Here is a 22831-nt window from a genome sequence, read left to right on the forward strand (position 1 = left end):
TCTCTTGCATCAGGCGCGGTAGCTCGCGGCCTTGAGATCAAGGAGCATGGTCGAGGCTGCCGGAGGTAGCGATCCCAGCGGGGACAGTTCCTGCGGATCGGCCTGCGTATCGAAGACGATCGGCACGCGCGCAAGGATGTCGGGTTCGTAGCGATAGCGCTTCTGGTCGTTGTCGGCGCCGTTGGTGTCGTCGAAACCGATGATCAATTTCGTCTGGCCGTCCCAGGCCATGCGCCAGCCACCCAGGCCCGAATACAGCACCCGGCGATGGTCGGTTGCCTTGCCCTCGAGCACGGGGCGTAGCGTCCGTCCGTCCATCTTCATCGTCGCTGCGCCGGCCAGGTCGAGGACCGTCGCGGCAACATCGATGAGACTGACGAGGGCGTCGCTGCTCTTGGCCGATTTGATGCCCGGGCCGGCCATGACGAGCGGGACGCCGACCGAGGCATGGAACGGCACGCTCTTTCCCCATCTTCCGCGATCACCGAGCATCTCGCCGTGATCGCTCGAGACGATCACGATCGTGTTGTCCGCCTCGCCGGTGGCAACGAGATGATCCCAAATCACCCCGATCTGGCGATCGATATTCTCGCACATCGCACTGTAGTTCTGGCGGATGGCCTGATTCTTCGTCGCGTCGAACTCGTTCGTCCCGACCACCGCCGGCATCTTGCGGCCCCGCACGCTCGCTTCCATCGTGCGGGTTATGTCTTCCGGCTCGTGCGGCCCCTCGAAGTTCACCTGGCAGAACCAGGGGGCGCCGCGATGCCTGTCCAGTAGTTCGAGACACGTCCGGGCGACCCAATTATCGCCATAGGCATCGTCCGGAAGCGGTGTCGGCCATGTATTTCCGTAGTCGGCTTCGTGGCGTTTCCGATAATCGGCAAGATGCGTTTCCAGCAGGCCTCTCGACTTGAGATAAAGAAGATAAGGATCGGCCGGCTGACCGTCATTCATCTCCGTGCCTGTCAACTGGTCGATCTTGCCGGGGCTATTGATGCCGTCGGTGAACCCCCAGAGCCTGGTTCGCCAGCGTCCGTCGGCTCCCCACCACATCGCGGTCTTGGCGAGATCCATCTTCCCGCAGCCGAGGACCTGATAGCCGGCGTCGCGCAACTTCGCGTAGAAGGTAGGCTGGGTCGCCGGCATATTCATGATGTTGCTGGCGGTGCGCTGGTGGTCATATTCCAGCCCGGCTGCCAGGCAGGCACGAGATGGCGCGCAGATCGGCGACGCGCAGACCGCCCGATTGAAACGAACGCCCTGGCGGCTCAGCCGGTCGAGGTTCGGCGTTCGGAGCGGCAAGTCCGGCCGACCACTCACCCAGTCGTGTCGCCACTGGTCGGGCAGGAACAGGAGAATATTGGGCCGCGCCGGCTTCGGACGGCCCTGCGCGAGGAGTTCCACTGCCCGCGCATACCCCGGCGTCGCAGCGCCTGCGCCGAGGGTCAACGCCGACGCGAGGAACTGGCGACGGCTGGGGCTCACAGGGTCACCGGCGTGCCGCTGGCGAGCGAGGCCGCAGCGGCCTCGGCGAGCGCGAGTGCTGCGACGCCGTCCGCGTAAGTCGCCTGCGGCTCGGCCCTGCCGGCGAGGATGTCCGCGAAATGCGCCATCTCGGCACGATAGGCGGCCGCATAGCGATCGAGGAAGAAATTCTGGAAACGATCCGCTGCGGCGCCCGCCTCGCCCCAGACCTGCACGCTGCTTTCCAAGATATTGTCGGCACGGATCATTCCGGCCCCGCCATAAGCCTCGATCCGCTGGTCGTATCCGAAGCCGGAACGCCGGCTGTTGGCGATGACGCACAATTTTCCCGACGGTGTTTTCAGCAGGGTGCGCGCCGTGTCGATGTCGCCTGCTTCACCGATCGCAGGATCGACGAGGCAACTTCCCCACGCGAACACTTCGCTCGGTTCTTCGTCCAGCAGCCAGCGGGCGATGTCGAAATCGTGGATCGCCATGTCCTTGAACAGGCCGCCCGACACCTTGATGTAGCTGACCGGTGGCGGCCCGGGATCGTTGCTAGTGATCTGGAGCGATTCCAGCGGGCCGGCCACGCCGTCATCCAGCCGGTCCTTCAAAGCGCGAAAGTTGGGGTCGAAGCGACGGTTGAAGCCGACGAAGACCCGTGCGCCCGCCAGTTCGGACGCCGCGGCAGCCGCCCGGCCGTGATCCATGTCGATCGGCTTCTCGCAGAATACGGCCTTGCCGGCACGGGCGGCACGCAGCGTATATTCGAGGTGCGTATCGGTCGAACTCGCCACGATGACACCGGAGATGCTTGCGTCCGCCAGGACCTCTTCCAGGGAAGAGACGGTTGCACCGGTCTCTGCGGCGACCGCTTCGGCATTGGGAGCGTGGGGATCGACGATCCGTGCCAGTTCGAGCGCCGGATGGGCGATCGCATTCGCGCCGTGGATTTTTCCGATGCGACCTGCACCGAGCAGCGCGACCTTCGCCATATCCTCTCCCTTCCTTGTGATAGAATGATTATTCTCTACATATGGAAAATAGAAATCAAGAACCCAATTTTGTAGATCTGCGGGGCATTCGGGGTGCCAGGGTCACGGTGAGGCGAGACCTTTCCCGGCCGCGCGAGACGGCCATCTCTATCGGATCGTTGCCACCGAGCGTCCGCGCCAGCTCGGACGAACTTGAAATGGGCGTGTTGGCGGCGGACAGGATCACGTCTCCGACTCTCAGACCTGCTGCGTGTGCGATCGAGTCGTTCGCGACGGCCACAACCACGGCGCCCCGCCCGCGATCTACGCCGAGCCGGGCAGCCAGAACCGGCGACAGGTCCTCGGCCATGAGGCCGAAGGCGTTCGTGGCCGCATTGCCGCCACGCATCAGGCGACCGACGACGATGTTGACGAGATCGGCAGGCAGGAAGCGATCCTGCCGCCCGCCTTGTTCGATGGCCGGCAGCGCGAGGGCCGTGATACGGCCATCCGGGGACAGGAAAGGGGTGCCGGCGGGCACGGGCTCCCCCGTGCCGTGGACGCGCAGGTAATAACTCTGCCCATTGCCGTCGGTGGCGAAATCGCTCGCGACGATCGCGGGCTCAACGATGCAACCGGTGCTGTTTGGCGAAGAGAGCGTGTAGCCCCAGGAACCCGGTGAAGCGATGTCGGATTCGGCGACCGCCAGGACCGGGAGGCCTTCGCCGTCCAGCTTCAGGAGCGAAATGCCCGTCAGCGGATCCCGCGCTGCCACGCGGCCCTTGAGTTTTCGGCCATCCAGCCAAGCCTCGAAAGAGACCTCGGCGGGGACGGGGTATGTCGTCACGACCTGGCCATCGGCACTGACGACGACGCCCTGCGGCGCCGGACCCTCGAGACCGCGGAACCGCAGCGACACGATTGCGGGGCAAGCCGAGGCGGCGTTGTCGGAAAGCTGTTCGAGCGGGGTGAGCCGTTTCACGGCTTCGCGGATCGGCATGGTCACCCGCTGCTCGACCGTCCGGACCGGCCGCGATAATCTCGCACCTGCCATCACCCCGGCCAGGATGAGCAGGCCGATCCCCAAACCCTGGATGAGTCGTCTCCGCCAGGGTCGATGCTGCGTGCCGAGCAAATCCGGTCGGTCCGGCTCAGTCACCGAACAGATCTTTCTGCGCTTTCTCGATCTCGTCCGTATACCGTCGCCGGACATACTTCTCGCTCACGATACCGAGCAGATCGCCCTTGCCATCGATGACGGCGAGTTCGTCGGCCTCCTCGGCTTCGAACAGGCGCATGATCGCCGAGACGTCCTGTTCGGGAGCGAGCGCGGTGTCCTGCAATCGTGCGATGCACGATACGTTATCGTCTTCCTCGCGGTCTGCGGCGAAGGCGGCGCTCACGCGGACGATACCGGCGTAGGCGCCCGCCTCATCGACCGCCACGACGATGCGCGTCGAGCCGAGCGGGAAGCGTCTTCGGAATTCCGCGAGGTTCGCCGTGTCTTCGATGGTGGGTGTGTCGCGGCGCATCATCTTGCCGGCTGTCAGGTTTCGCACCCAGCCCACATCGCGTGCGCTACGGATCGTCTCGCCGCGCGTGTGCAAGCGCCAGGTCGAGAAGGAAAAGCCGAACGTCTCGCGCACCAGCGTGCTCGCGCAGAGCGACGCAGTGATCGCGACGCTGGTCAGCGCGAAGTCGTGCGTGGCCTCGAGGACCAGCATCGACATCGTCAGCGGCCCACCGACGACCGCCACCGCGAGTGCGGCCATGCCGATCAAGGCCGCGTCACTAGCGTTGACCGGTGACGCGCCGGGAATCGCCTCGACGAGGAAGGCAAAGCATTGGCCCGTGATCGAACCAAGGAACAGCGAGGCGAAGAACAGTCCGCCGCGGAAGCCGAAGCCCAGCGAGACAACGGAAGCGAGGATCTTCAGGACGAAAATGGTCGCGAGGAAACCGATGCTGACCTTCGTGGTAAGGTCGAGATGCAGTGCACCATGTCCGGCCGAAAGAACCTGTGGTGTCATCAGCGCTATCGGAACGAGCAGCAACGCGCCCGTGAACGGTCGGGCGACGTCGGGGATCGGTGAGCGGCGTACCAGGCTCTCCACGAGCGTCACGGCCTGCATGATCACGATGCCGACGATGGCGCAGACGAGCCCCAGGGCCGCGAAGAGAAAATAATCCGACGAGACGATGGGGTCGGCCGTCGGCAACACGATCAGGTAGGCGGGAAGGCCGAGCGCGCGCGCTGTCACGGCCGCGGCCAGCGCTGCCGTCGCGACCGGTGCGATCGCGGCCGGCGTATAGGCGCCGATGACGATCTCGAAGGCATAGAAGGCGCCCGTGAGGGGCGCCCCGAACGCGGCCCCGACGCCTGCGCCGGCGCAGGCACCGACGAGGATCCGCAAGTCGTTGCGCCGCAGCCGCAGCCACTGTCCAACGACCGAAGCGAGGCCGCCGGCGAGTTGCGCGTAGGCAGCTTCCAGGCCGACGGACGCGCCGACGCCGTTCGATATGATGGTCTGTGCCGAGACAGCGAAGCTGTCTCGCGACGGAATGACACCGCCGTGTAGGGCGTTGGCCTCGACGACGTCGATCGGAGCACGGCGGCGGCGACGCGCGAGGTAGATCAGCAAACCCAGGATCGCGCCTCCGAGGGGTAATGCGACCAGACGCCCCGGATCGATCTCGCTCTGCGCGCTCAACCGATCTCCCCCGCCCAGGCCGTAGAGGATGCGTTGCATCCGGTGAGCCAGGGCGCCCTGGGCCAAGGTCAACAGCCCGGCGATGCTGCCGAGCCCCAGCGCCAGCGCGATCAGAGCCGCCTCGCTCGCGCGAAGCTGACGGCGAAGGCCCGCCAGCAGCCGGGCGAGGGCCGATGAGTGCAACGCCGCCACGTCAGCGATCGGCTGGGCTGCGATCCTTCTCGACGGCGGCTGCGGCCATCAGCTCTTGTCCAACTGCAGGCGTTCGAAGGCTTCCGGTGGCGCCTCGTTGGCGCTCATGAGGTCGGTCATGGCAGCGATGAGACGCTCTTCGACAGCAACGTCGCGGATCGGCTTTTCCTGACCCGGGTCGACGGCCAGATCGTAAAGCCGGGTATCCTTCTCGAGCAGGGCGCCTGGCCCATAGTTGAAATACATCGGCGAACGTTCGATCACCGGGATCTTCAACAGCGGCGTCTCCTTGCTCCACCCGAATGGAGGCTGGAGGGTCGCCGTCGAAAGTTCCTCGGCCGTGAACCGCCGGTTCATATGGTTCGGCATGAGAGTATATTGGAAGATCTTCTGGTCCGGAATGTTCTCTGGGAACCGGTGATAGGTATAACGTCCATCCGTTACGTTTACGGCGCCCCCGAAATATCCAAAGATTGCGGCTTGACGGGCATCCGGACCGAGGAGGGGCTTGCCTTCCATCTCGGAGGGCGTCGCGACACCGAACAGATCGAGGAACGTCGGCGCGACGTCCATCGTCTGCGTGAGCTTCGCGACACGACGTGGCCCGGGGTCGCGCGGGTCGTGCACGAACAGTGGAATATGGACGATTTCCTCGTACATGTTCATCCGGTTCTTGGCCCAGAAGTCGTGCTCGCCGAGCAAGAAGCCGTGATCGGTCGTCACGACCAGCGCAGTGTCCTTCCACATGTCGTGCGCGTCGAAATAGTCGAGGAGTTCGCCGAGCAGGAAATCGCAGAGCGAGACGGTCGCATAATAATTAGCGCGCAGTTCGTCTGCCTCGGCCGGGAGTTCGTCGACCTTCCCGTAGCGCGGCCAATCGAGGATCGGACCGTTGTACCCGGTCTGGAAAGGCCGCTTGAAGCGCTCCGGAGCATAAAACGGCTCGTGCGGATCGAAGGTCTCGATCTGAAGGAGCCAGTTGTCCGCGTCGCGGTTGGCGTCGAGAAATTCGTAGCCGTGCTTGAAGCACTGCACCGAAGGAAAATCGGCCTCGTCGCGAATGAACTCGCGGTTGATCATGTAATGCTTGTATTTGCCTTCCTCGGAATATTGGGAGGCATGGAAAAGTTCCTTGAAGCGCTCCCACGGCGGTTGGACCATCGCCTTCCAGGCATCGGCTTCCTGGCCGCGGACGAACTCGTAGCTCCCGTAGCGGTTGTGATAGGTGGCGCCACCATCCTCCCAATAATGATAATGGTCGGTGACGAGGTGCGTGTAGACGCCGTTCTGCTTGAGGATCTCGGGAAAGCTGTTGTCGAACGGTTCCAAAGGCCCCCAACTGCGATGCAGGAAGGACAGGCGGCCGGTCTGCATGTCGCGCCTTGCGGGCATGCAGGGCAACGAGCCGACGTAGTGCTTGTCGAATACTTGCGCGCGTGCGGCCAGCCGGTCGAAGTTGGGCGTGGGAAATCGGGTTCCGCCGTAGCACCCGAGCAGGTGCCGGTTCAGGGAGTCGAACAGGACGAATACGGTCTTCATGGAGCGCCTTTCCAAGTCCTTCGCGTGTGGCGGCTAGGGAAGCCGGAAGTCAGATTTCGAGACTGATGCCCTTCGTCTCGTACGAGAGATGAGCGAGGATGAAGACGCCGAGTCCGGCGCCCATCACGGCCAGGATGGAGAAGGTCGGCGCGAAGCCGATCGCGGCGATGCTGGTCGGGATGAACCAGGTCGTGATTCCACCAGACACCCGGGAAAGGCCGCTGCCCACGCCTTGGGCGCGCGCACGCAGGTGCGCCGGCAGCAACTCCGTGGGGAGTAGCCAATTCGACGAGGATCCGAACCAGACGCAGACACCGAAGAGGACGTAGGCCGTCACGAACAGGGCGGGCAGGTTGATCGAGAGGATCAGCGCGATGATGCAGATGGCCATGCCGAAGAAGGCAATGGCCGACGAGAGTATCCGTCCCATCCGCTCGACCGTCACGAGCGCTATCAGCGATCCGACGAGCCCGCCGACCCAGATCAAGATGCTGCCGCTCAATGCCGCAGAAGGTCCCATCAGACCGACGAACCGAAAGACATAAGGCGCGGCGACGCTCGCGGCAGTGCCAACGAGAGGGCCGACACCCAGCACGATCATCACGAGCCAGGCCTTGCGCGTGTAGGGCGCCCGAAAGATGTCGAGGAACGAGCCGTGCGATTTCGCGACTTGTGCTGGCGCGGCTGTATCGGTGGATACGGGTGGAACATTCGCGCTCGCCGAAACGTCCATGCCGAACGCACGCATCGCCTCTTCGGCCTCGGCGTAGCGCCCTTGCGAGAGTAGCCAATGCGGCGACTCGGGTATTCCGTGACGGCCGGCCAGAATGATCAATGCCGGAACCGTGCCGAGGCCAAACAGCCAGCGCCAGGCCTGGTCGCCCACCGTCGCGATCAGGGCCATCGCGACGGCAAGCGAACTGATCGCGCCGAGCGTCCAGGCGATCTGGGGCAGCGCACCCGCCCATTTGCCGCGGCTCTTGCGAGGCGCGATCTCGGCCAGAAACGGAATACTGATCGCGATGTCTGCGCCGATGGCGACGCCGAGAAGGAAGCGGATCACGAACAGCTGCCCGAATCCCGTGATGAAGGCGGAGATCAAAGCCAGCACCGCGAACAGCCAGAAATTATGGACGAAGATCCGACGACGCCCGATCCGGTCGGCGATCGATCCCGCGCCGAGCAGGCCGACCGCCGCACCGAAGAAGGCGGCCGCACCCAGCAGCCCGGTCTGCGACGGCGTAAGCGCGAACTGGCTGTTGAGCTGAAGCAGGGCGCCCGCGATCGCGATCAGGTCATAGCCGTCCAGATACTCACCAAGCGCCACCATGATCATCGCGCGCCGGCGGAACGGAGAAACGGTCGCGGCATCGTCGAACGCTGAGAAGATCTCGCTCTTGCCGTGCAGAGGAGCCGTCTCCGATCCGACGCTGCCCATGAATCCCCTCGCTCCTCGTTATCCTGCTGGCCAAAGCCGCATTCTCGAATGGAGTATACGAACATGAATTCCGATGTTCAACATATTTGGAATAAATTTTCTGTTTCTGGAAGCGGCCTTCATAAAGGCAGGACGCGCGCTGAAATCATGCTTGTGAGAAAGTCGATGACCGCACGGATACGCGGCAGTCGTTGCTGGTCCTCGTGCATCGCAATCCAGTAAGCGCGACGGATCTCGATCTCCTGCGGCAGGACGCGCACGAGGCGGTCGTCATCCTCGGCTCCGAACACATGCAGCATGCCGAGGCCGAGGCCGCCCGCAATCGCGGCGTGCTGCGCGGCGGTGGATGTCGAGCGAAAGACCGGATCGGCCTCGCGGGAGACCTCATCGAGAAACTGGAGCTCGGGATAGGCCTGGATCTCGTCGGTGTACCAGACGAAGGGGTGGCTGCTGAGTTCGTCGACCCCGGTTACCGGGCCGCAGTTCGCAAGATAGGTTCGGGACGCATAGAGGCCGATCCGATAGTCGGCCAGTTTCCGCGCGACGATCGGCCCGCGCGGCGGCGGCTTCAGCATGATGGCGAGATCCGCCTCTCTGTTGGTGAGCTGGACCAGGCGATATTCGGGGGTCAGTTCCAGTCGAAGCCCGGGGTGGAGGGCATGCAGCCTGGCTACGAACGGTGCGACGAGATGGGTGCCGAAAACCTCGGGGGTCACGAGGCGGACCGTGCCGGACACCAGCGCGTCTCCGCCGCCGATCGCAGCGCTGGCCGCGAGTATCTCGGCCTCCATCCGCTCAGCATGATCGACGAGGGCCATTCCCGCGGCCGTCAATGAGGTGCCACGCGGCGTGCGATCTACCAGGCGCGTGCCGATCGCTCCTTCCAGCGAGGCGATCCGGCGCGCCACGGTCGTATGATCGACACCCAGTAACCGGGCTGCTCCGACGAGTCGCCCCGTCCTTGCGACCGCCAGGAACAAACGGAGATCGTCCCAATCCGGTGTAGACATAAATGCACATCCATTGCGCAGAATCGCTCGTCGATCCGCGGTGATGCATACACTAGATCCGGCCGCATCAGACAATCCAGCCGGAGAGCCCGACATGCGCAGCATCACCCATTTCATCGGTGGCGAGACCTCTCCGGGCGGACATCGCAAGGGCCAGATCTTCGCGCCGACGATCGGCGAAGTTCAGGCCGAAGTGCAGCTGGGCGATACGTCGGTACTGGCACGCGCGGTGGATTCGGCGAAGGCCGCCCAGCCGGCCTGGGCCGCGATGAACCCCCAGCGACGCGCACGCGTGATGTTCAATTACAAGGCACTGCTCGAGAAGCATATGGACGAGCTCGCCGAGCTGCTCGCCTCCGAGCATGGCAAGGTCGTCGCCGACGCCCGGGGTGATATCCAGCGCGGGCTCGACGTCGTCGAATTCGCCTGCGGCGTGCCGCACCTGATGAAGGGTGAATATACCGAGGGCGCCGGCCCTGGCATCGACGTCTACTCGCTGCGCCAGCCGCTGGGCGTGTGCGCCGGCATAACACCCTTCAACTTTCCGGCGATGATCCCGCTCTGGATGCTGGCCCCCGCCATCGCCTGCGGCAACGCGTTCATCCTGAAGCCGTCGGAGCGTGATCCTTCCGTGCCGGTGCGCCTGGCCGAACTCCTGATCGAGGCGGGCCTGCCGGCGGGCGTGTTGAACGTCGTGCACGGCGACAAGGAAGTCGTCGATGCGATTCTCGATCATCCGGACATCAAGGCGGTGAGCTTCGTCGGATCATCCGACATCGCCCAGTATGTCTATGGCCGGGGTGCCGCCGCCGGCAAGCGCATGCAGTGCATGGGCGGGGCGAAGAATCATGGCATCGTCATGCCGGACGCCGACATGGACCAGGCGGTCGCCGATATTCTCGGGGCGGCGTACGGCTCGGCGGGCGAGCGGTGCATGGCCTTGCCCGTCGTGGTGCCGGTCGGCGACGCCACGGCCGAGGCGCTGCGCGACAAGCTCGTTACGGAGATCGAGAAGCTCAGGGTCGGCGTCTCGACCGATCCCGAGGCGCATTACGGGCCCGTGGTCTCGGCGCAGCACAAGGCGCGCATCGAGGATTACATCCGGATGGCAGCCGAGGAAGGCAGCGAGATCGTGATCGACGGTCGCGGCTTCGCGTTGCAGGGCTATGAGGACGGCTATTTCCTGGCGCCCACCCTGATCGACCACGTGAAGCCGGACATGAAGAGCTATCAGGACGAGATCTTCGGGCCGGTACTCCAGATCCTGCGGGCGGCGACCTTCGACGAGGCGCTCTCGTATCCGACGCGTCACCAGTACGGAAACGGTGTGGCGCTCTTCACGCGCAATGGCGATTTCGCGCGCGAATTTGCCCAGAAGGTCGAGGTCGGGATGGTCGGCATCAACGTGCCGATTCCCGTGCCGGTGTCCTATTACAGCTTCGGCGGGTGGAAGCGTTCGGGGTTCGGTGACCTCAACCAATATGGCATGGACGGGATCCGCTTCTACACCCGGACCAAGACGGTGACCCAGCGGTGGCCGTCTGGCGGGGCCGTGCTCGACCAGAGTTTCGTCATCCCGACGATGCGCTGAGGCCATCTCGAAGCGATGTCCGTCCGTTCTCCCGCTTGATGGCGGGGGCGACCGAGCCCCGCCATCACGCGGGCATCGCTTTGAACGCCTGACCCGCCAGGGCCGGCCATGTCCGGTGCGCCGACGGCTCTCGAGCCGAAATCGGGCCCGACAGACCGGGCCGACCATTTCAATGCAACGACACGATCGCGATCATGCCGGAAAAGGCGACATTGACGAGAGCCGAGCTCTACGCGCTGGTCTGGGCGACGCCGATGAACCGGCTCGCGCGCTCGTTCGGACTTTCCGACCAGGGTCTTGCCAAGATCTGCAAGCGGCATGACGTGCCGCGGCCCCGGCAAGGCCACTGGAACAAGCTCGCCGTGGGCAAGCCCGTGATCATCGACGAATTGCCGCCGCTGCGACCCGGGATCGCCGACACGATCGTTCTGGCTGCCTCTCTGGGTAACAATCCGCTTCCACCCGGCACGAAGGATCAGTTGGAGATCGCGGCGGCGAAGGTGCCGCACGTTCGCGTGGTCGAGCGGCTGGTCCAGCCTCACCCGATCGTCGCGGGATGGATTTCCAGGCGGGACAAGGAGGTTGCGCGGCGACAGGAGGTCTATGACTACCGGCTCCGCCGTCTCGCAAAGCCCGCCCCGTTCTCACCCATGGAGCGGCGACGCCACCGCATTCTCGACGCTATCCTGAAGGCTCTCGTGGCGCAGGGCATCACCGTCGCCGAGAATGAGCGCCGCGAGATCATCGCGTCGCTCGGGCGCGAGAAGATCGAGATCCAGGCACGTATCAAGCTGCGGCAGGTCAGGCGGCCCCTCTCGGAGGACGAGCGCCGATGGCACTCGGCCGGAGACAAGGATTATCTCATCGAACTGGCCGAGACCGATACGCTGATCCTGCCATCGTTTTTCAGTCGATCGCCGAGGTCAGGAGTTACACCTATCGCGATTGATGGCCGCCGCGCTCGGTTTCGCTGCTACATCGGAAGCAGCCCTGCGCATTGATAATTTTCGATGATCCGGTCGAAGAGTGAAAGATCGGCTCGGCTCCTCGCCATGAGCTGAGCGCCCGAGACTGCTGCGAAGATCGCGCGCGCGCGATCTTGTGACTGTTGTGGGTCCGCCAGCCCTGCTTCGACCAGGCGATCGGCCAGCCAGGTCACGTTGATGTCCGCGAAAGCCTGGATCTCGCCCCTGATCGATTCGGGCAGGTCGTCATATTCAGCCGACATGAAGCTCGCGAGGCACATGCGATTGTCGTTCGTCAGCGCCATTCGGAACGTCTCCGGATAGCGTCTTAGGCTGACGGCGGGATCGCCGGTTTCGACGGCGAGGTCCTGCAGGGCCACTGCGTTGTCTTCGCGGTAGCGCCGGGCAACCGCGACCCCGAGATCAGCCTTGCCCGGAAAGTGATAGTAAATGCTCGCGTGCTTGATCCCGACCTCGTCCGCGAGTTCTCGGAAATTCAGGCCGCCATAGCCCCGTGCCTGGGCAACACGGCGTGCTGCGGCCAGGATCGCCTCTTTCGAGCTGGAACTCATCGTCTCCCCCTGTCCGCCATCTACCATTTGACAGGTAGACGTTGACCGGCCGGATGGGAAGGCTTAGGCGCGCTGATGCCTACCATGTGGCAGGTAGACTCGGAGATGGCGATGCTGACGATCTATGACTGGTACAATGGCCCATATCCTTCGCGTGTGCGTATCGCCGTAGCCGAGCTCGGGCTGGCATCGCGCGTCCGCTTCATCTCGGTCGACCTCTGGAAGGGCGAGCACAAACGAGCCGACTTTCTTGCCAAGAACTATTCCGGCACGCTGCCCGTGCTGCAGATCGAGGACGGCTCCTATCTGGCCGAATGCACCGCGATCACGCAGTATCTCGACGCTCTTGGCGACGTCCCCCGGCTGACCGGCACGACGCCGCGCGACCAAGGCATGATCCACATGATGAACAAGCGCGCAGAGATCGAGTTTCTCGACGCGATCAGCGTCTATTTCCATCATGCCACAGCAGGGCTCGGGCCCGAGGTCGAGCTATATCAGAATAAGGAATGGGGCCTGCGCATGCGCGACAAGGCGCTGCGCGGCGCGCGCTACTTCGACGGCGTCCTCAAGGCACAGCCGTTCGTGGCGGGCGACGCCTTCTCGATGGCGGACATCACGGTATATGCCGGCTTGGTTTTCGCCAGGATCGTCGAACTGGAAATCCCCGCCGAGCTTGCCGGCCTGCACGCCTGGCACGCCCGGATGATGGAACGTCCGAGCGTGCAGCGCTGGGAGACGATGCATCTGACAGACGAAGGAACAGCATGACGATGGCTGGTGATGGCGCCGAAGCCCAGGTCTGAATGTCTTTGCCTGTTCCCGGTCATCCTTATCGCCCCCGCCCGCAAGGGGCACATGGCGATAGCCGCGAGGCGGTTACGCGTGGCGAGCTGGCGGGGACGACCGGACCGGGGCGTCGCGGATATATCTCCCGTCGTCCCATGTCCGCGATCCCGGGACGGAGACCCCGGGACTATCGAATGTCGAGCCGAAGGTGGGCTTCAATGTCATCGATGAAGTCGGGTGGCACTTCCACATCGGTCGCGATGGCACGCCATTGTCCGATTGCGTCGCTGACCTCGCTGACCATCGACCTGACGGTCCGCGCCGATACACCAGCTGACCTGCCGCCTTCGATCAGGCTTTCGAGGGTGAAATCATCACGCAGGCCTGCCAGCGACATCTGGTGTCTTGAGGTCCAGTCTCCGGCCGGATTGTAGGCATAGGCGATATCGAACGCTGGCGCGAGCCGCCAGGCACCGGTGGGATCCATCAGAAAGGCGATGTTCTTGACGTGGTCATCCTGGTTGCGCCCGACGATGTTGAACACAGCACGGCGGAACTGCTGGTCGAGCGCATCCTGCGAGCGGTCGACGACGCCTGGAACGACCGCCGTTGGGATGACTATGCGGCCCTGCTGCATCCCGACCTGCAGGCCGTAGCGAATGACAGCCCTGTGCCGCATGGTTGCCAGCGCCACGTGCAGAGGGCCCGGGAATTCTGTGCGCTATACCCGGATGCGCGCGTCCATGAGCCCTATCTCGAGGTTTTTGGGAGTGCGGACGGCAATATGACCTGCACGGTTTCCCGGGTGACCGGGCGGCCCGTAGGCGCTGCCGCGGGCTTCGATATCACCATGGCCATCATCGCCGCCTGGGTGGACGGGAGGATGATCGGCCAGAGGCAATTTCTGGACGAGCAGAGGATGGCCAGGCAGGTCCTGGCTGCGAAAGCTGCAAGCCGATAAGCCCCAACCGGGGTAACGTCGCGCTCACCCCTGCGAACTCTCTCCCGGTCGACTGACGACCTACAGTGCCGCCTTCCGACGCGGAGAGAGGCATGATCGATCATCGGGTTGTCGTGATAGGCGCCGGCTTCGCCGGCCTGCAGGCGGTAAAGAAGCTGAAGGGCTCGACCTGCTCGATTACGCTCGTCGACCGGCGTAACCACCATCTCTTCCAGCCGCTTCTCTATCAGGCCGCGACATCGATCCTCGCTCCGACCGAGATCGCCTGGCCTATCCGCCAGATCCTGAAAGATCGCCGGGACGTCAGCGTGGTCCTGGGCGAGGTCGTCGCCGTCGATCGCGAAGGTCGCACGGTCATGCTCGACGACGGGACGTCGATCCCCTTCGATACCCTCATCGTCGCCACGGGCGTGAGCCATGCCTATTTCGGTCACGACGAGTGGCGGGCTTACAGGCTTCGCCCGCAGCCATATGGCTGGGCCTGGATGCGGACCGGTCGGGCCGCGCGCATGTCCTCCCCGACCTCACGATTGATGGTGATCCCGACATCTTCGTGATCGGCGATACGGCCAGCGTCGTGGGCGTGGACGGCAAGCCCGTCCCGGGCCTCGCGCCGGCCGCCAAGCAACAAGGCGAGTATGTTGCGGGTGTCATCCGTGGACGTCGGGAAGGTCGCCCGGTGACGGCGGTCTTCGATTACAAGCATCAGGGGAGTCTCGCGACGATCGGGCATCGAGCGGCGATCGCCGACTTCGGGCGCATAAAGCTGACGGGCTATTTTGCCTGGTGGGTATGGGGTTTCGTGCACATCCTGTTTCTCATCGGTGCCCGCAGCAGGGTCGCCGTCGCGCTGAACTGGTTGTGGACCTATCTGAAGGGTCAGCCGGGTGCGCGAATCATCGACGAAGAATGATTTGCTTGGGGCCATTGCCGAAAGATCCCGACGATCCCGGAGTTGAGCCCGTTCCCCGCATCACTCCGAACCCAATGGATACGAGAACGTATCTTCATCAGTATGAATGACACGGATAAAGATCATTTCTATCTGATGACTTGCCATGAGAGATACGTAAACATACCATTAGAGGGTGATATGAGCCGTATGGGGATCATTCGTGGTGTTGAGGGAATTGGGCGATCGCCTTCGACAGGCGAGATCGGACGCGGGTCTGACGCAAGAGCAGGTCGCCGACCTGGCTGGCATATCCCGTCCTCGCTATCGCGATATCGAAACGGGGGCCGCAGCCGCCCGTACAACCACGCTGATGAACGTTTCCCGCGCGCTCGGCCTGGAGATGATGCTTGTGCCACAATCGATGGTGCCTGCCGTCCAGGCGCTGCTGCGTCCCCAGGACGATGAGGATCTGCCCGCCTTCGTGCCGCAGCCTGACTGAGGGCGAACCATCATGGCGATGCCCAATACCTCTCTCCCGGCACAGGCGATCCAGTCGCTCGACATATTTCTCAATCAGCGGAAGGTCGGCGTAATCGTCCGGACACCGGGCGACTTCAATGCCTTCAGTTTTGACGAGGCATATCGCGTGTCCGGGGGTTTTCCGGTTCTCAGTCTGTCGTTTCGCGGAGCGACCGGGGGCCTGCGAAAAGATCCCAAGCCCGTGGGCCGGGCGTTGCCCGCATTCTTTGCGAACCTGCTGCCGGAGGACAAGTTGCGTGATGCGATGGAAAAGCATCACGCGGGTGCTGTCCGTCCAGGCAACGATTTCGACCTCCTGGCGGCACTGGGCGCCGATCTGCCGGGAGCAGTTCGCGCCCTCGCCAGTGATGGTACGGTCCTGGCCGCACGGGACGATAGCAAGCATCAGCCGAAGGCGCGCTTTTCCCTCGCCGGTGTGCAGATGAAATTATCGGTGATGAAGAACACCGGCAAGGGAGGTGGCCTTACTGTCCCGCTCGATGACGGCCGAGGGCAATATATCGCGAAATTCCCATCCACCGCGTTTCCCAGTGTATCTGAAAACGAGTTTGCCAATCTTGCCCTGGCAGCTGCGATCGGCATGGACGTGCCCGAGCGCGAACTGGTCGAGAGATCGGACTTCGAAGGCATCCCTGAAGATTTCGGCACGCTCACGGAAGGCAAGGTGCTCCTCATTCGGCGCTTCGATCGCGAGCCCGGCGGAGAGAGAATCCACATGGAGGACTTTGCCCAGGTCTTCGGCGTCTATCCCTCGCGCAAATATGACGGGGCCGCCTATCACGACATTGCCGGAGCCATAAATATTGCCGTATCGCCTGCAGCTGCCCTCGAGTTTGTGCGCCGCCTGGCGCTCGCGGTCGTCACTGGCAATGGCGATATGCACCTGAAAAACTGGTCGCTCATCTATCGCGGCGATGGCGCCAATCCGACGCTCGCTCCGATCTATGACGTGCTGTCGACGGTGCCCTATATTCCTGCCGATGGAATGGCGCTGTCGCTCGGCGGCGAGCGCTCCTTCAAGGCGATGTCGGCGCCTCGGTGGAGATCCCTGGCGAACCGGGCAAGGTTGTCCGAACCGGCTGTTCTCCAGGCGGTGGTGGAAACAGTTGCTCGCATCAACGAACATTGGTGGACTTTGCCGGAACGTGCTGTCGTCCCGGAAAAGGTACTCGAGCGCATCGACGCGCATGTAAGGGCGATGACACCAATACTGAACGCCTTGGCGCAGAAATGAGCGAGGCAAGGGCGCTCGCCGCCAGTATCGATCATGGCCTTGTCCATGCCTAGAAAGGCTTGAAGGCATCGACACACGATAGAGCAGTTCGCAGGAACAGCCCTACCGCCGGCCCTGGCTGTCATAGCGGCGAGAGGCGGTCGACACCGAGACGATCCTTAGTCCAGCTTCTTGGGATCGTAGATGTAGATATCGTCGTCCATGAGCTTGAGTGCGCCGATGCGCGTCGCAACAGCCGCCGGTTCGAGCTTTGCATCGAGCCAATCGCGATAGGTGCGAGCGAACTCGAGCAACTCGCTGAACCTAAGGTCCGGTTCTTCGCTCGCTCCCATCTCTCGATGAGCCTCGATAGGCCGTCTATCTCGCGCTGCCGTTCGATTTGCCGTTGCAGAAACGTGATGCGGTAGCCTTCGATGCGAACCTGCCGCTCGTGATCTCTGCGACGGCGTTCCTGCTCCTCCGCGTTGCGCTTCCACTGGGCTCGCTCTTCGCGCTTTGCCTTGACCGCTAAACTCCATCGCTCGAGCGACTCGATCATCGACGGAACGAGGTCGTCGAGGCGTTGCCGCTTGCCGTCCGAAAAGGTGCGACGTGTCCCGCCAGCATCATAATCGTGGTCGAACTTCAGCGTGAGTTCGCCATTGGGCGCATAATCATAGTCCGGGATCGCGGGCTCTCGCCAGGGACGATAGCCGATCCCACGGTCGGCGAGGGCGCACTGTTTGTCATAGTCGGCCTTCGCCCGGATCTCCGCCGCGGTAATGACATGCGGCGCGCGGTCGAGTTGCTCCTCAATCATGAACCCGACGGTCTCGCCATCAGCGACGATCGCGAGACCTTTCTCGGCATTCGCGATAGACCATCCTTTTGCCTCGACCCCGATCACAAGTCGGTCGAGGATCGCGCAAGCTCGCTCGCCGGCCGCTGCGGTGACGAGCAATCGAAACTTGCCGCGACCGCCCGTCGCTGCACGCTCGAGGGAATGGTTACGCCCGACGGCTTTGCGCGTGGCCGCGACAATCTTGCCCTCGGTCGTCTTTTCCGGGCCCGTCTCCAACACAGCACCGACATCAGCGGGGCTTTCGTCGGCCACCACTCCCGCCGGTTGCGTCGGTCCCGGCTCGATCGGGCGTTCCGCCTTAGGTGGCGGCTTGGGCAGCGCCGGCCGTGCATCGCGCCGTACGCTCGGCGGGGGAAGAGGATAGGTCTTTTCGTCCAGTTCGGGATCGGCAGGATATTCCGGTGTGGCCGGCGCCCTGCCGACGTCCTTCTTCATCCAATGACCCGAGCGGGGGAGAGGGAGTGCCAGCCGCCTAGCAAGAACCGCAAGCGGTGGCGCGCTCGTACCGAGTTCCTCGGCATTCGTCGTCATCGGCTTCGACCATATACGGTCGAACAGTTCGCGCCTGCCGATCGTACGAGAGGGGTCCTGGCTACTCACCGCGCGATCACCGTAATCTCGCCCGATGCACGTGTCTTGGGGATTGTGATCGAACGAGCCACCGTCATCCGGCGTGGACGAAATCCACGCCGGTCGCCTTGCTCGCAGTCAGCTCGATGGCAGGATCGACGCTGGCGTGGTCCGGATTGTGCTGCGCGATCATCTGCTCGAGGCGCGCGCGCATCTTCGGTGCGACATGCTCGGCATGGGTTAGGATCCAGAACTGGCCGCCGATGATCGCATCGAACGTTACGCGAGCAACGTCCGCCGGATCCATGGCATCCGGTGAATCGAGAACCGACACCTGCTTGCCATCCACCTCGCGTGTGCCGGCGATCGCGGTCCGGACGAGGGCCGGGCAAAGGACGGATATCCCTACCCCCGATCCGTCAGCTTCAAGCTCGCGGTACAGGGTCTCGGACATGCCGACGACCGCATGCTTGCTGGCAACATAGGCTGCGTTGGCCGGCATGCTGAGGAGGCCGCCCACTGATGCTGTGTTGAGCACATAGCCCGACTTGCGCTCGCGCAGGCCGGGCAGGAACGTCAGCAGTCCGTTGATGACACCCCAGACGTTGATGTCGATCTTCCGGCGCCAGTCCGCTTCGCTGGTTTCCCAGGCGAGAGCGATCCTGGCGATACCGGCATTGTTGCACACCAGCCAGGGCTCACCCAGCTGTGCGATCGTCTCCTGCTCGAGGCGGCTAACCTGCTCGATGTCGCGAACATCCGTCCTGACCGCAATCGTCCTGACACCAAGCGCCATGACCTGCGCTTGTGCGTCCCTCAGTGCGTCCTCGCCGATGTCGGCGAGTGTGACGTCCATCCCGCGACGTGCTGCCTCCAGTGCCAGGGCAAGGCCGATGCCGTTCGCGGCGCCCGTGATGACTGCAACCCGGCCCTGCAGGAAGTTGGCATTCGACACCATCGCAAACCTCTCGATCTTCATGATGGCTGGCGACTAGCCGTTCGAGGTCTACGCGTGAGGTGAGGGTGAGTGAGTCCGCCTGGGATCACTGTTAGCTCTTTCTACCCGCGGGGCAGGCTTGCCCGCACCCGCACCGCCGAATCGATCCTTGGATCATAAGGCGAAGTCCGCCCGTACGCCAAGTCGGTTAGCGGTCGTTTGGACGGCTGCCAGCGCGTCGCTGAGTTGATCCTTGGCCTTGTCGCCAAAGGCGATCCTGGCGTCGCGCGCTGCTTGTGCGATAGCCGTCGCAGCGCTGGCGCGCTCCTCCGAAACCTTGTTCAGGATCGATCCGCGCTTCCAGCTGAGATTGTGTTCGCCGGACTGGCCAAGCCTTGTTGGCGCCAATCGCACCCGGTCAGCCCAGCTGAGGTTCCTCGATTGGCCCAGCGCTTCGGCCCGCTCAGACACCAGCCGCCACTGTGGCTCCAGATCGTCGCGCACCGACAATTCGACGGTGAGAACCGTATCCAAGCCGGGGCGGTGCCGCTATCGATATGGCTGGCTGAGAAGACCCGCACCTCGGCCCTGGCAGGCCACGTTGCTTGCAGACGCGCGCGAACAATGGCGTGAGGCAGGGAAGCCATCGCCTCCGGGTCCGGTCCCGTCATCGAGAAGAAGCGGGCCAAGATCGTGGCGCGGTTTTCCGTTGCGACGAGCGTCGAGAAAGTTGCCTTGGAGTGGGTGCGGAAGTGTGGGCGGGAGGCGCGCGCGGATGGCACTTCCGGCAAGATCCGTCGGCTGCTCGGCTTGGGCTGGCGGCGGCTCCGGCTCCCGCTCGCCAACGGGTTGTTGCTCTTATTTCGCCGCCGGAACCAAGGCTGTGATAGGGTGATTCCGTCGAATCGGCATGTTCGTTGGCAACGCCGGGAAGACGCGGGCGTTGAGGCAGAAGGAGATGCAAATGTCCCGCTGGATCGCCCCGTTCGTCCTGTTCGGCCTCGTCGCGGGCGCGCAGGCCGCCTCCGCGCCCCGTCCGACCGGCGAGGCGAAGCTGCAGGCAATGCTCAAGGGCTATACGGTCGGCGCGACCACCAGCTGCGTGCCCCTCGCCCCCTCGATGGAATCGACCAAGATCGAGGGGATCGGGATGGTCTATAAGCGCGGCCGCACCCTCTATGTGAACCGCTTCGATCGGGGCTGCCCCTCGCTCGATTCGTTCAAGTCGATCGTGACGCGCACCCCTTCCACCCAGCTTTGCCGGGGCGACATCGCCCGCGTCGTCGATTTCATCACCGGGATCGAGGGCGGAAGCTGCGTCTTCGGTGATTTCACGGCTTATCAGAAAGCAAAATGACGATGCGTCCGCTCCTCCTCGCCTCGTTCCTGCTCGCGGCGCCGGCCATCGCCGGCGATGTTTCGCAGGTCGATGTCGCGCAGGCCGAGGCCAAGCTGTCCCGCCTGACGAAGGGGCAGGCGGCGGGCGCGTCGGTGCGCTGCATCCGGCCGGAAGGAATCGTGTTGCCGGAGGCGATCAACGGCCGCGCGCTCGCCTATCGCACGCCCCGGGCGCTGTATGTCGGCCCGTTGCGGGCGGCCGGCACCGATGCCGGCGGCTGCCCCTGGCTGCGCGAGGGGCGCACCTTCGTCACCTCCTCGATCAACGGCCAGCTGTGCGCGGGCGATCGCGTGCGCATCGTGGAAACCGGCATGCTGCTCGGCCAGTGCGTATTCGGCCCGTTCACGCCCTATATGAAGGCGAAGTGACGCCTCAATTCTTGTAGAGCGCGTCCAGCCGCGCGCCATAACGCTCGCGGATCACGTGACGGCGGATCTTGAGCGAGGGCGTCAGCTCGCCATTCTCGATGCTGAAAGGTTCGTCGGTCACGAGGATACGACGCACCTTTTCGGTGACGGAAAGGCCGGCATTGACGCGGTCGACCGCCGCCATCAGCGCGCGGTGCAGAGCGGCGGCGTGGCGCGCCTCCACGAGCGGCACATTGTTCGCCGCCGCCCATTCCGCCATCCATTGCAGATCCGGTTCGATCAGGCCCACCAGATGCGGGCGGCAATCGCCCACCACCATCGCCTGGCCGATCTCCGGCTCCAGCGATAGCATCCCCTCGATCCGCTGCGGGGCGACATTCTCGCCCTTGTCGTTGACGATCAGATCCTTCTTGCGATCGGTGATGCGGATGCGGCCACGATCGTCGATCACGCCGATGTCGCCGGTGTGGAGCCAGCCATCGATCAGCACGCGCGCGCTCTCGGCCTCGTTATTCCAGTAGCCGGCCATCACGCATTCGCCCCGCACGAGGATTTCGCCATCGTCCGCGATACGCACCTCCGTGCCGGCGAGCGGGGGGCCGACGGTGGCATGGTCGATTCCGGCTTTCGGCCGGTTGCAGGAAATGACCGGGCCGGCCTCCGTCTGGCCATAGCCCTGCAGGATGGTGAGGCCGAGCGACTGGAAGAACTGGCCCACTTCGGGATTGAGCGGCGCCCCGCCGGAGACGAGCGCCTTCATCCGCCCGCCGAAGCGCTTGCCGATCTTGGGCCGGATCGTGGCGCCCAGCAGCAGATCCAGGGGTTTGTCGGCCAGCCCGATCCTGTCCCTGGCGCCCAGTGCCAGCGCCTTGTCGAGCAGCCATTTGCCGATGCCGCCCTCTTTCTCGACCGCCTTCAGGATGCGGCCGCGAAGCAGCTCGAACAGGCGCGGCACGACGATCATGATCGTGGGGCGCACCTCCTCGATATTGGCGGCGAGCTTGTCGATCCCCTCCGCATAATAGATCTGCCCGCCCACACCGATCGGCAGATATTGGCCGCCCGAATGTTCGTAGGCGTGGCTCAGCGGCAGCAGGCTCAGGAAGGTCTCCTCCTCGATCCGGAAATCCTCGGCAATGATCGCCATACAGCCGGCGACATTCTGCAGGATCGCGCCATGATGCTGGCGCACGCCGCGCGGCGCGCCGCCCGTGCCGCTGGTATAGATGATGCAGGCGAGATCGCCGCGGGCGAAGGTCGCGCCGGCCGCGCAGGCGGCGATGTCGGGCGTCTGCTGCGCCAGCAGATCGTCCCAAAGCTGGATGCGCATCGCGCCGACACGGCCCAGGCCCACTGATTCCATCGTCACCAGCGTGTCGCAGCTGGAGGAGCGGGCCAGCGCCGGCAACAAGGTGCGCGCCAGCTTGGCGGTGGAAACGATCGCGGCCCGCGCGCCGCTATTTTCCACGATATGCGCGTGGTCGCGCTCGGTATTGGTCACATAGGTCGGCACGGTGATGCAGCCGGCGGCCATGATGCCGAGATCGGCGATGCACCATTCGGGCCGGTTCTCCGATACCAGCATCACGCGATCGCCCGGCTTCAGCCCGATCGATCGCAGCGCCTGCGCCAGCGCGGCCACCTGGCGCGCCGTTTCCGTCCAGGAGATGGATTGCCACGCGCCATCCACCTTGCGCCACAGAAAGGGCGCGTCGCGCTTGGCCGCGGTGCGCGCGAAGAACATCGTCACCAGATTGGGAAAGGTCTCGAGTGACATCCTGACTCCATCGGAACGGCTGGGCGCCGCTTCTGTTGCGCGCGCCATAGCCTGATGC

General features: G+C 64.0%; 23 protein-coding genes. 10 read left to right on the plus strand and 13 right to left on the minus strand.

Features of this window, described 5'->3' with window-relative positions; all coding sequences use genetic code 11:
- Window positions 1–9 precede the first annotated feature (9 nt).
- From DI605_RS18385 to DI605_RS18415, 7 genes are all read right to left on the minus strand, one after another.
- Window positions 10–1407: a sulfatase-like hydrolase/transferase gene (locus tag DI605_RS18385; RefSeq protein ID WP_293976732.1), complete on the minus strand. Its 1398-nt coding sequence runs from the start codon at window positions 1405–1407 to the stop codon at window positions 10–12.
- Between the two features lie 77 nt (window positions 1408–1484).
- Window positions 1485–2465: an inositol 2-dehydrogenase gene (gene iolG, locus DI605_RS18390; RefSeq protein ID WP_293976734.1), complete on the minus strand. Its 981-nt coding sequence runs from the start codon at window positions 2463–2465 to the stop codon at window positions 1485–1487.
- Window positions 2466–2520: 55 nt separating this feature from the next.
- Entirely contained in the window at window positions 2521–3603 is a 1083-nt protein-coding gene (locus tag DI605_RS18395; RefSeq protein ID WP_293976736.1) for a S1C family serine protease, read from the minus strand.
- Window positions 3596–5347, minus strand: coding sequence for a chloride channel protein (locus tag DI605_RS18400; protein ID WP_293976738.1), 1752 nt, complete (start codon window positions 5345–5347; stop codon window positions 3596–3598). Before DI605_RS18400 ends, DI605_RS18395 begins: the two co-directional genes overlap by 8 nt.
- Window positions 5348–5395: 48 nt before the next feature.
- A complete protein-coding gene (locus DI605_RS18405; protein ID WP_293976740.1) occupies window positions 5396–6886 on the minus strand; it encodes a sulfatase in 1491 nt (496 codons plus the stop codon).
- Window positions 6887–6935: 49 nt separating this feature from the next.
- The gene (locus DI605_RS18410) at window positions 6936–8324 is read right to left on the minus strand and encodes an MFS transporter (RefSeq protein ID WP_293976742.1); all 1389 of its coding nucleotides are present in this window, start codon (window positions 8322–8324) and stop codon (window positions 6936–6938) included.
- Window positions 8325–8443: 119 nt separating this feature from the next.
- Window positions 8444–9334 (minus strand): LysR family transcriptional regulator, encoded by an 891-nt coding sequence (locus DI605_RS18415; protein ID WP_293976798.1) that lies wholly within the window; start codon window positions 9332–9334, stop codon window positions 8444–8446.
- A 94-nt stretch (window positions 9335–9428) separates the two neighbouring features.
- On the opposite strand from DI605_RS18415, the gene DI605_RS18420 reads away from it, so the two are divergent.
- Both DI605_RS18420 and DI605_RS18425 read left to right on the plus strand, forming a co-directional pair.
- Complete coding sequence (locus DI605_RS18420; RefSeq protein WP_293976744.1) at window positions 9429–10925, plus strand: CoA-acylating methylmalonate-semialdehyde dehydrogenase; 1497 nt, start codon at window positions 9429–9431, stop codon at window positions 10923–10925.
- Between the two features lie 194 nt (window positions 10926–11119).
- Window positions 11120–11926, plus strand: a complete 807-nt coding sequence (locus DI605_RS18425; protein WP_293976746.1) for a hypothetical protein — start codon at window positions 11120–11122, stop codon at window positions 11924–11926.
- On the opposite strand, the gene DI605_RS18430 is transcribed toward DI605_RS18425, so the two are convergent.
- A complete protein-coding gene (locus tag DI605_RS18430) occupies window positions 11899–12462 on the minus strand; it encodes a TetR/AcrR family transcriptional regulator (protein ID WP_293976748.1) in 564 nt (187 codons plus the stop codon). The genes DI605_RS18425 and DI605_RS18430 overlap by 28 nt on opposite strands.
- A gap of 111 nt (window positions 12463–12573) precedes the next feature.
- On the opposite strand from DI605_RS18430, the gene DI605_RS18435 reads away from it, so the two are divergent.
- Entirely contained in the window at window positions 12574–13233 is a 660-nt protein-coding gene (locus DI605_RS18435) for a glutathione S-transferase (RefSeq protein ID WP_293976750.1), read from the plus strand.
- Between the two features lie 205 nt (window positions 13234–13438).
- Here DI605_RS18435 and DI605_RS18440 read toward each other — a convergent pair whose 3' ends face one another.
- Window positions 13439–13945, minus strand: a complete 507-nt coding sequence (locus DI605_RS18440) for a HipA domain-containing protein (protein ID WP_293976752.1) — start codon at window positions 13943–13945, stop codon at window positions 13439–13441.
- Here DI605_RS18440 and DI605_RS21515 point away from each other — a divergent pair.
- From DI605_RS21515 to DI605_RS18460, 5 genes are all read left to right on the plus strand, one after another.
- Complete coding sequence (locus DI605_RS21515) at window positions 13880–14212, plus strand: hypothetical protein (protein ID WP_367120072.1); 333 nt, start codon at window positions 13880–13882, stop codon at window positions 14210–14212. The two genes, DI605_RS18440 and DI605_RS21515, sit on opposite strands and share 66 nt — an antisense overlap.
- A 92-nt stretch (window positions 14213–14304) precedes the next feature.
- Window positions 14305–14769 carry an FAD-dependent oxidoreductase gene (locus tag DI605_RS18445; protein ID WP_293976754.1) on the plus strand — a complete coding sequence of 155 codons (465 nt, stop codon included), beginning with the start codon at window positions 14305–14307 and terminating at the stop codon, window positions 14767–14769.
- Complete coding sequence (locus tag DI605_RS18450; protein WP_293976755.1) at window positions 14766–15125, plus strand: hypothetical protein; 360 nt, start codon at window positions 14766–14768, stop codon at window positions 15123–15125. Before DI605_RS18445 ends, DI605_RS18450 begins: the two co-directional genes overlap by 4 nt.
- 217 nt (window positions 15126–15342) lie before the next feature.
- Window positions 15343–15606 carry a helix-turn-helix transcriptional regulator gene (locus tag DI605_RS18455; RefSeq protein WP_293976757.1) on the plus strand — a complete coding sequence of 88 codons (264 nt, stop codon included), beginning with the start codon at window positions 15343–15345 and terminating at the stop codon, window positions 15604–15606.
- Window positions 15607–15618: 12 nt separating this feature from the next.
- Complete coding sequence (locus DI605_RS18460) at window positions 15619–16881, plus strand: type II toxin-antitoxin system HipA family toxin (RefSeq protein ID WP_293976759.1); 1263 nt, start codon at window positions 15619–15621, stop codon at window positions 16879–16881.
- Between the two features lie 121 nt (window positions 16882–17002).
- On the opposite strand, the gene DI605_RS18465 is transcribed toward DI605_RS18460, so the two are convergent.
- The 3 genes from DI605_RS18465 to DI605_RS18475 form a co-directional block, all read right to left on the minus strand.
- Window positions 17003–18157 carry a hypothetical protein gene (locus DI605_RS18465; RefSeq protein ID WP_293976761.1) on the minus strand — a complete coding sequence of 385 codons (1155 nt, stop codon included), beginning with the start codon at window positions 18155–18157 and terminating at the stop codon, window positions 17003–17005.
- A gap of 229 nt (window positions 18158–18386) precedes the next feature.
- Window positions 18387–19271, minus strand: a complete 885-nt coding sequence (locus DI605_RS18470) for an SDR family NAD(P)-dependent oxidoreductase (RefSeq protein ID WP_293976763.1) — start codon at window positions 19269–19271, stop codon at window positions 18387–18389.
- A 132-nt stretch (window positions 19272–19403) separates the two neighbouring features.
- The gene (locus DI605_RS18475) at window positions 19404–19763 is read right to left on the minus strand and encodes a hypothetical protein (RefSeq protein WP_293976765.1); all 360 of its coding nucleotides are present in this window, start codon (window positions 19761–19763) and stop codon (window positions 19404–19406) included.
- A 430-nt stretch (window positions 19764–20193) separates the two neighbouring features.
- Here DI605_RS18475 and DI605_RS18480 point away from each other — a divergent pair, with 430 nt between their 5' ends.
- Complete coding sequence (locus DI605_RS18480) at window positions 20194–20586, plus strand: hypothetical protein (RefSeq protein ID WP_293976767.1); 393 nt, start codon at window positions 20194–20196, stop codon at window positions 20584–20586.
- Window positions 20583–20996 (plus strand): hypothetical protein, encoded by a 414-nt coding sequence (locus tag DI605_RS18485; RefSeq protein ID WP_293976769.1) that lies wholly within the window; start codon window positions 20583–20585, stop codon window positions 20994–20996. Before DI605_RS18480 ends, DI605_RS18485 begins: the two co-directional genes overlap by 4 nt.
- Window positions 20997–21000: 4 nt before the next feature.
- On the opposite strand, the gene DI605_RS18490 is transcribed toward DI605_RS18485, so the two are convergent.
- Window positions 21001–22773, minus strand: coding sequence for a long-chain fatty acid--CoA ligase (locus DI605_RS18490; protein ID WP_293976771.1), 1773 nt, complete (start codon window positions 22771–22773; stop codon window positions 21001–21003).
- Window positions 22774–22831: the final 58 nt, after the last annotated feature.

Origin of the sequence: Sphingomonas sp., assembly GCF_003248515.1 — a bacterium.
Classification (GTDB): Bacteria; Pseudomonadota; Alphaproteobacteria; order Sphingomonadales; family Sphingomonadaceae; genus Sphingomonas_I.

Coding starts and splice junctions, on each gene's coding strand:
- iolG (WP_293976734.1), bottom strand. CDS start 2,465: ATGGCGAAGGTCGCGCTGCTCGGTGCAGGTCGCATCGGAAAAATCCAC.
- DI605_RS18405 (WP_293976740.1), bottom strand. CDS start 6,886: ATGAAGACCGTATTCGTCCTGTTCGACTCCCTGAACCGGCACCTGCTC.
- DI605_RS18410 (WP_293976742.1), bottom strand. CDS start 8,324: ATGGGCAGCGTCGGATCGGAGACGGCTCCTCTGCACGGCAAGAGCGAG.
- DI605_RS18415 (WP_293976798.1), bottom strand. CDS start 9,334: ATGTCTACACCGGATTGGGACGATCTCCGTTTGTTCCTGGCGGTCGCA.
- DI605_RS18420 (WP_293976744.1), top strand. CDS start 9,429: ATGCGCAGCATCACCCATTTCATCGGTGGCGAGACCTCTCCGGGCGGA.
- DI605_RS18425 (WP_293976746.1), top strand. CDS start 11,120: ATGCCGGAAAAGGCGACATTGACGAGAGCCGAGCTCTACGCGCTGGTC.
- DI605_RS18430 (WP_293976748.1), bottom strand. CDS start 12,462: ATGAGTTCCAGCTCGAAAGAGGCGATCCTGGCCGCAGCACGCCGTGTT.
- DI605_RS18435 (WP_293976750.1), top strand. CDS start 12,574: ATGCTGACGATCTATGACTGGTACAATGGCCCATATCCTTCGCGTGTG.
- DI605_RS18445 (WP_293976754.1), top strand. CDS start 14,305: ATGATCGATCATCGGGTTGTCGTGATAGGCGCCGGCTTCGCCGGCCTG.
- DI605_RS18460 (WP_293976759.1), top strand. CDS start 15,619: ATGGCGATGCCCAATACCTCTCTCCCGGCACAGGCGATCCAGTCGCTC.
- DI605_RS18465 (WP_293976761.1), bottom strand. CDS start 18,157: ATGAAGAAGGACGTCGGCAGGGCGCCGGCCACACCGGAATATCCTGCC.
- DI605_RS18470 (WP_293976763.1), bottom strand. CDS start 19,271: ATGAAGATCGAGAGGTTTGCGATGGTGTCGAATGCCAACTTCCTGCAG.
- DI605_RS18480 (WP_293976767.1), top strand. CDS start 20,194: ATGTCCCGCTGGATCGCCCCGTTCGTCCTGTTCGGCCTCGTCGCGGGC.
- DI605_RS18485 (WP_293976769.1), top strand. CDS start 20,583: ATGACGATGCGTCCGCTCCTCCTCGCCTCGTTCCTGCTCGCGGCGCCG.
- DI605_RS18490 (WP_293976771.1), bottom strand. CDS start 22,773: ATGTCACTCGAGACCTTTCCCAATCTGGTGACGATGTTCTTCGCGCGC.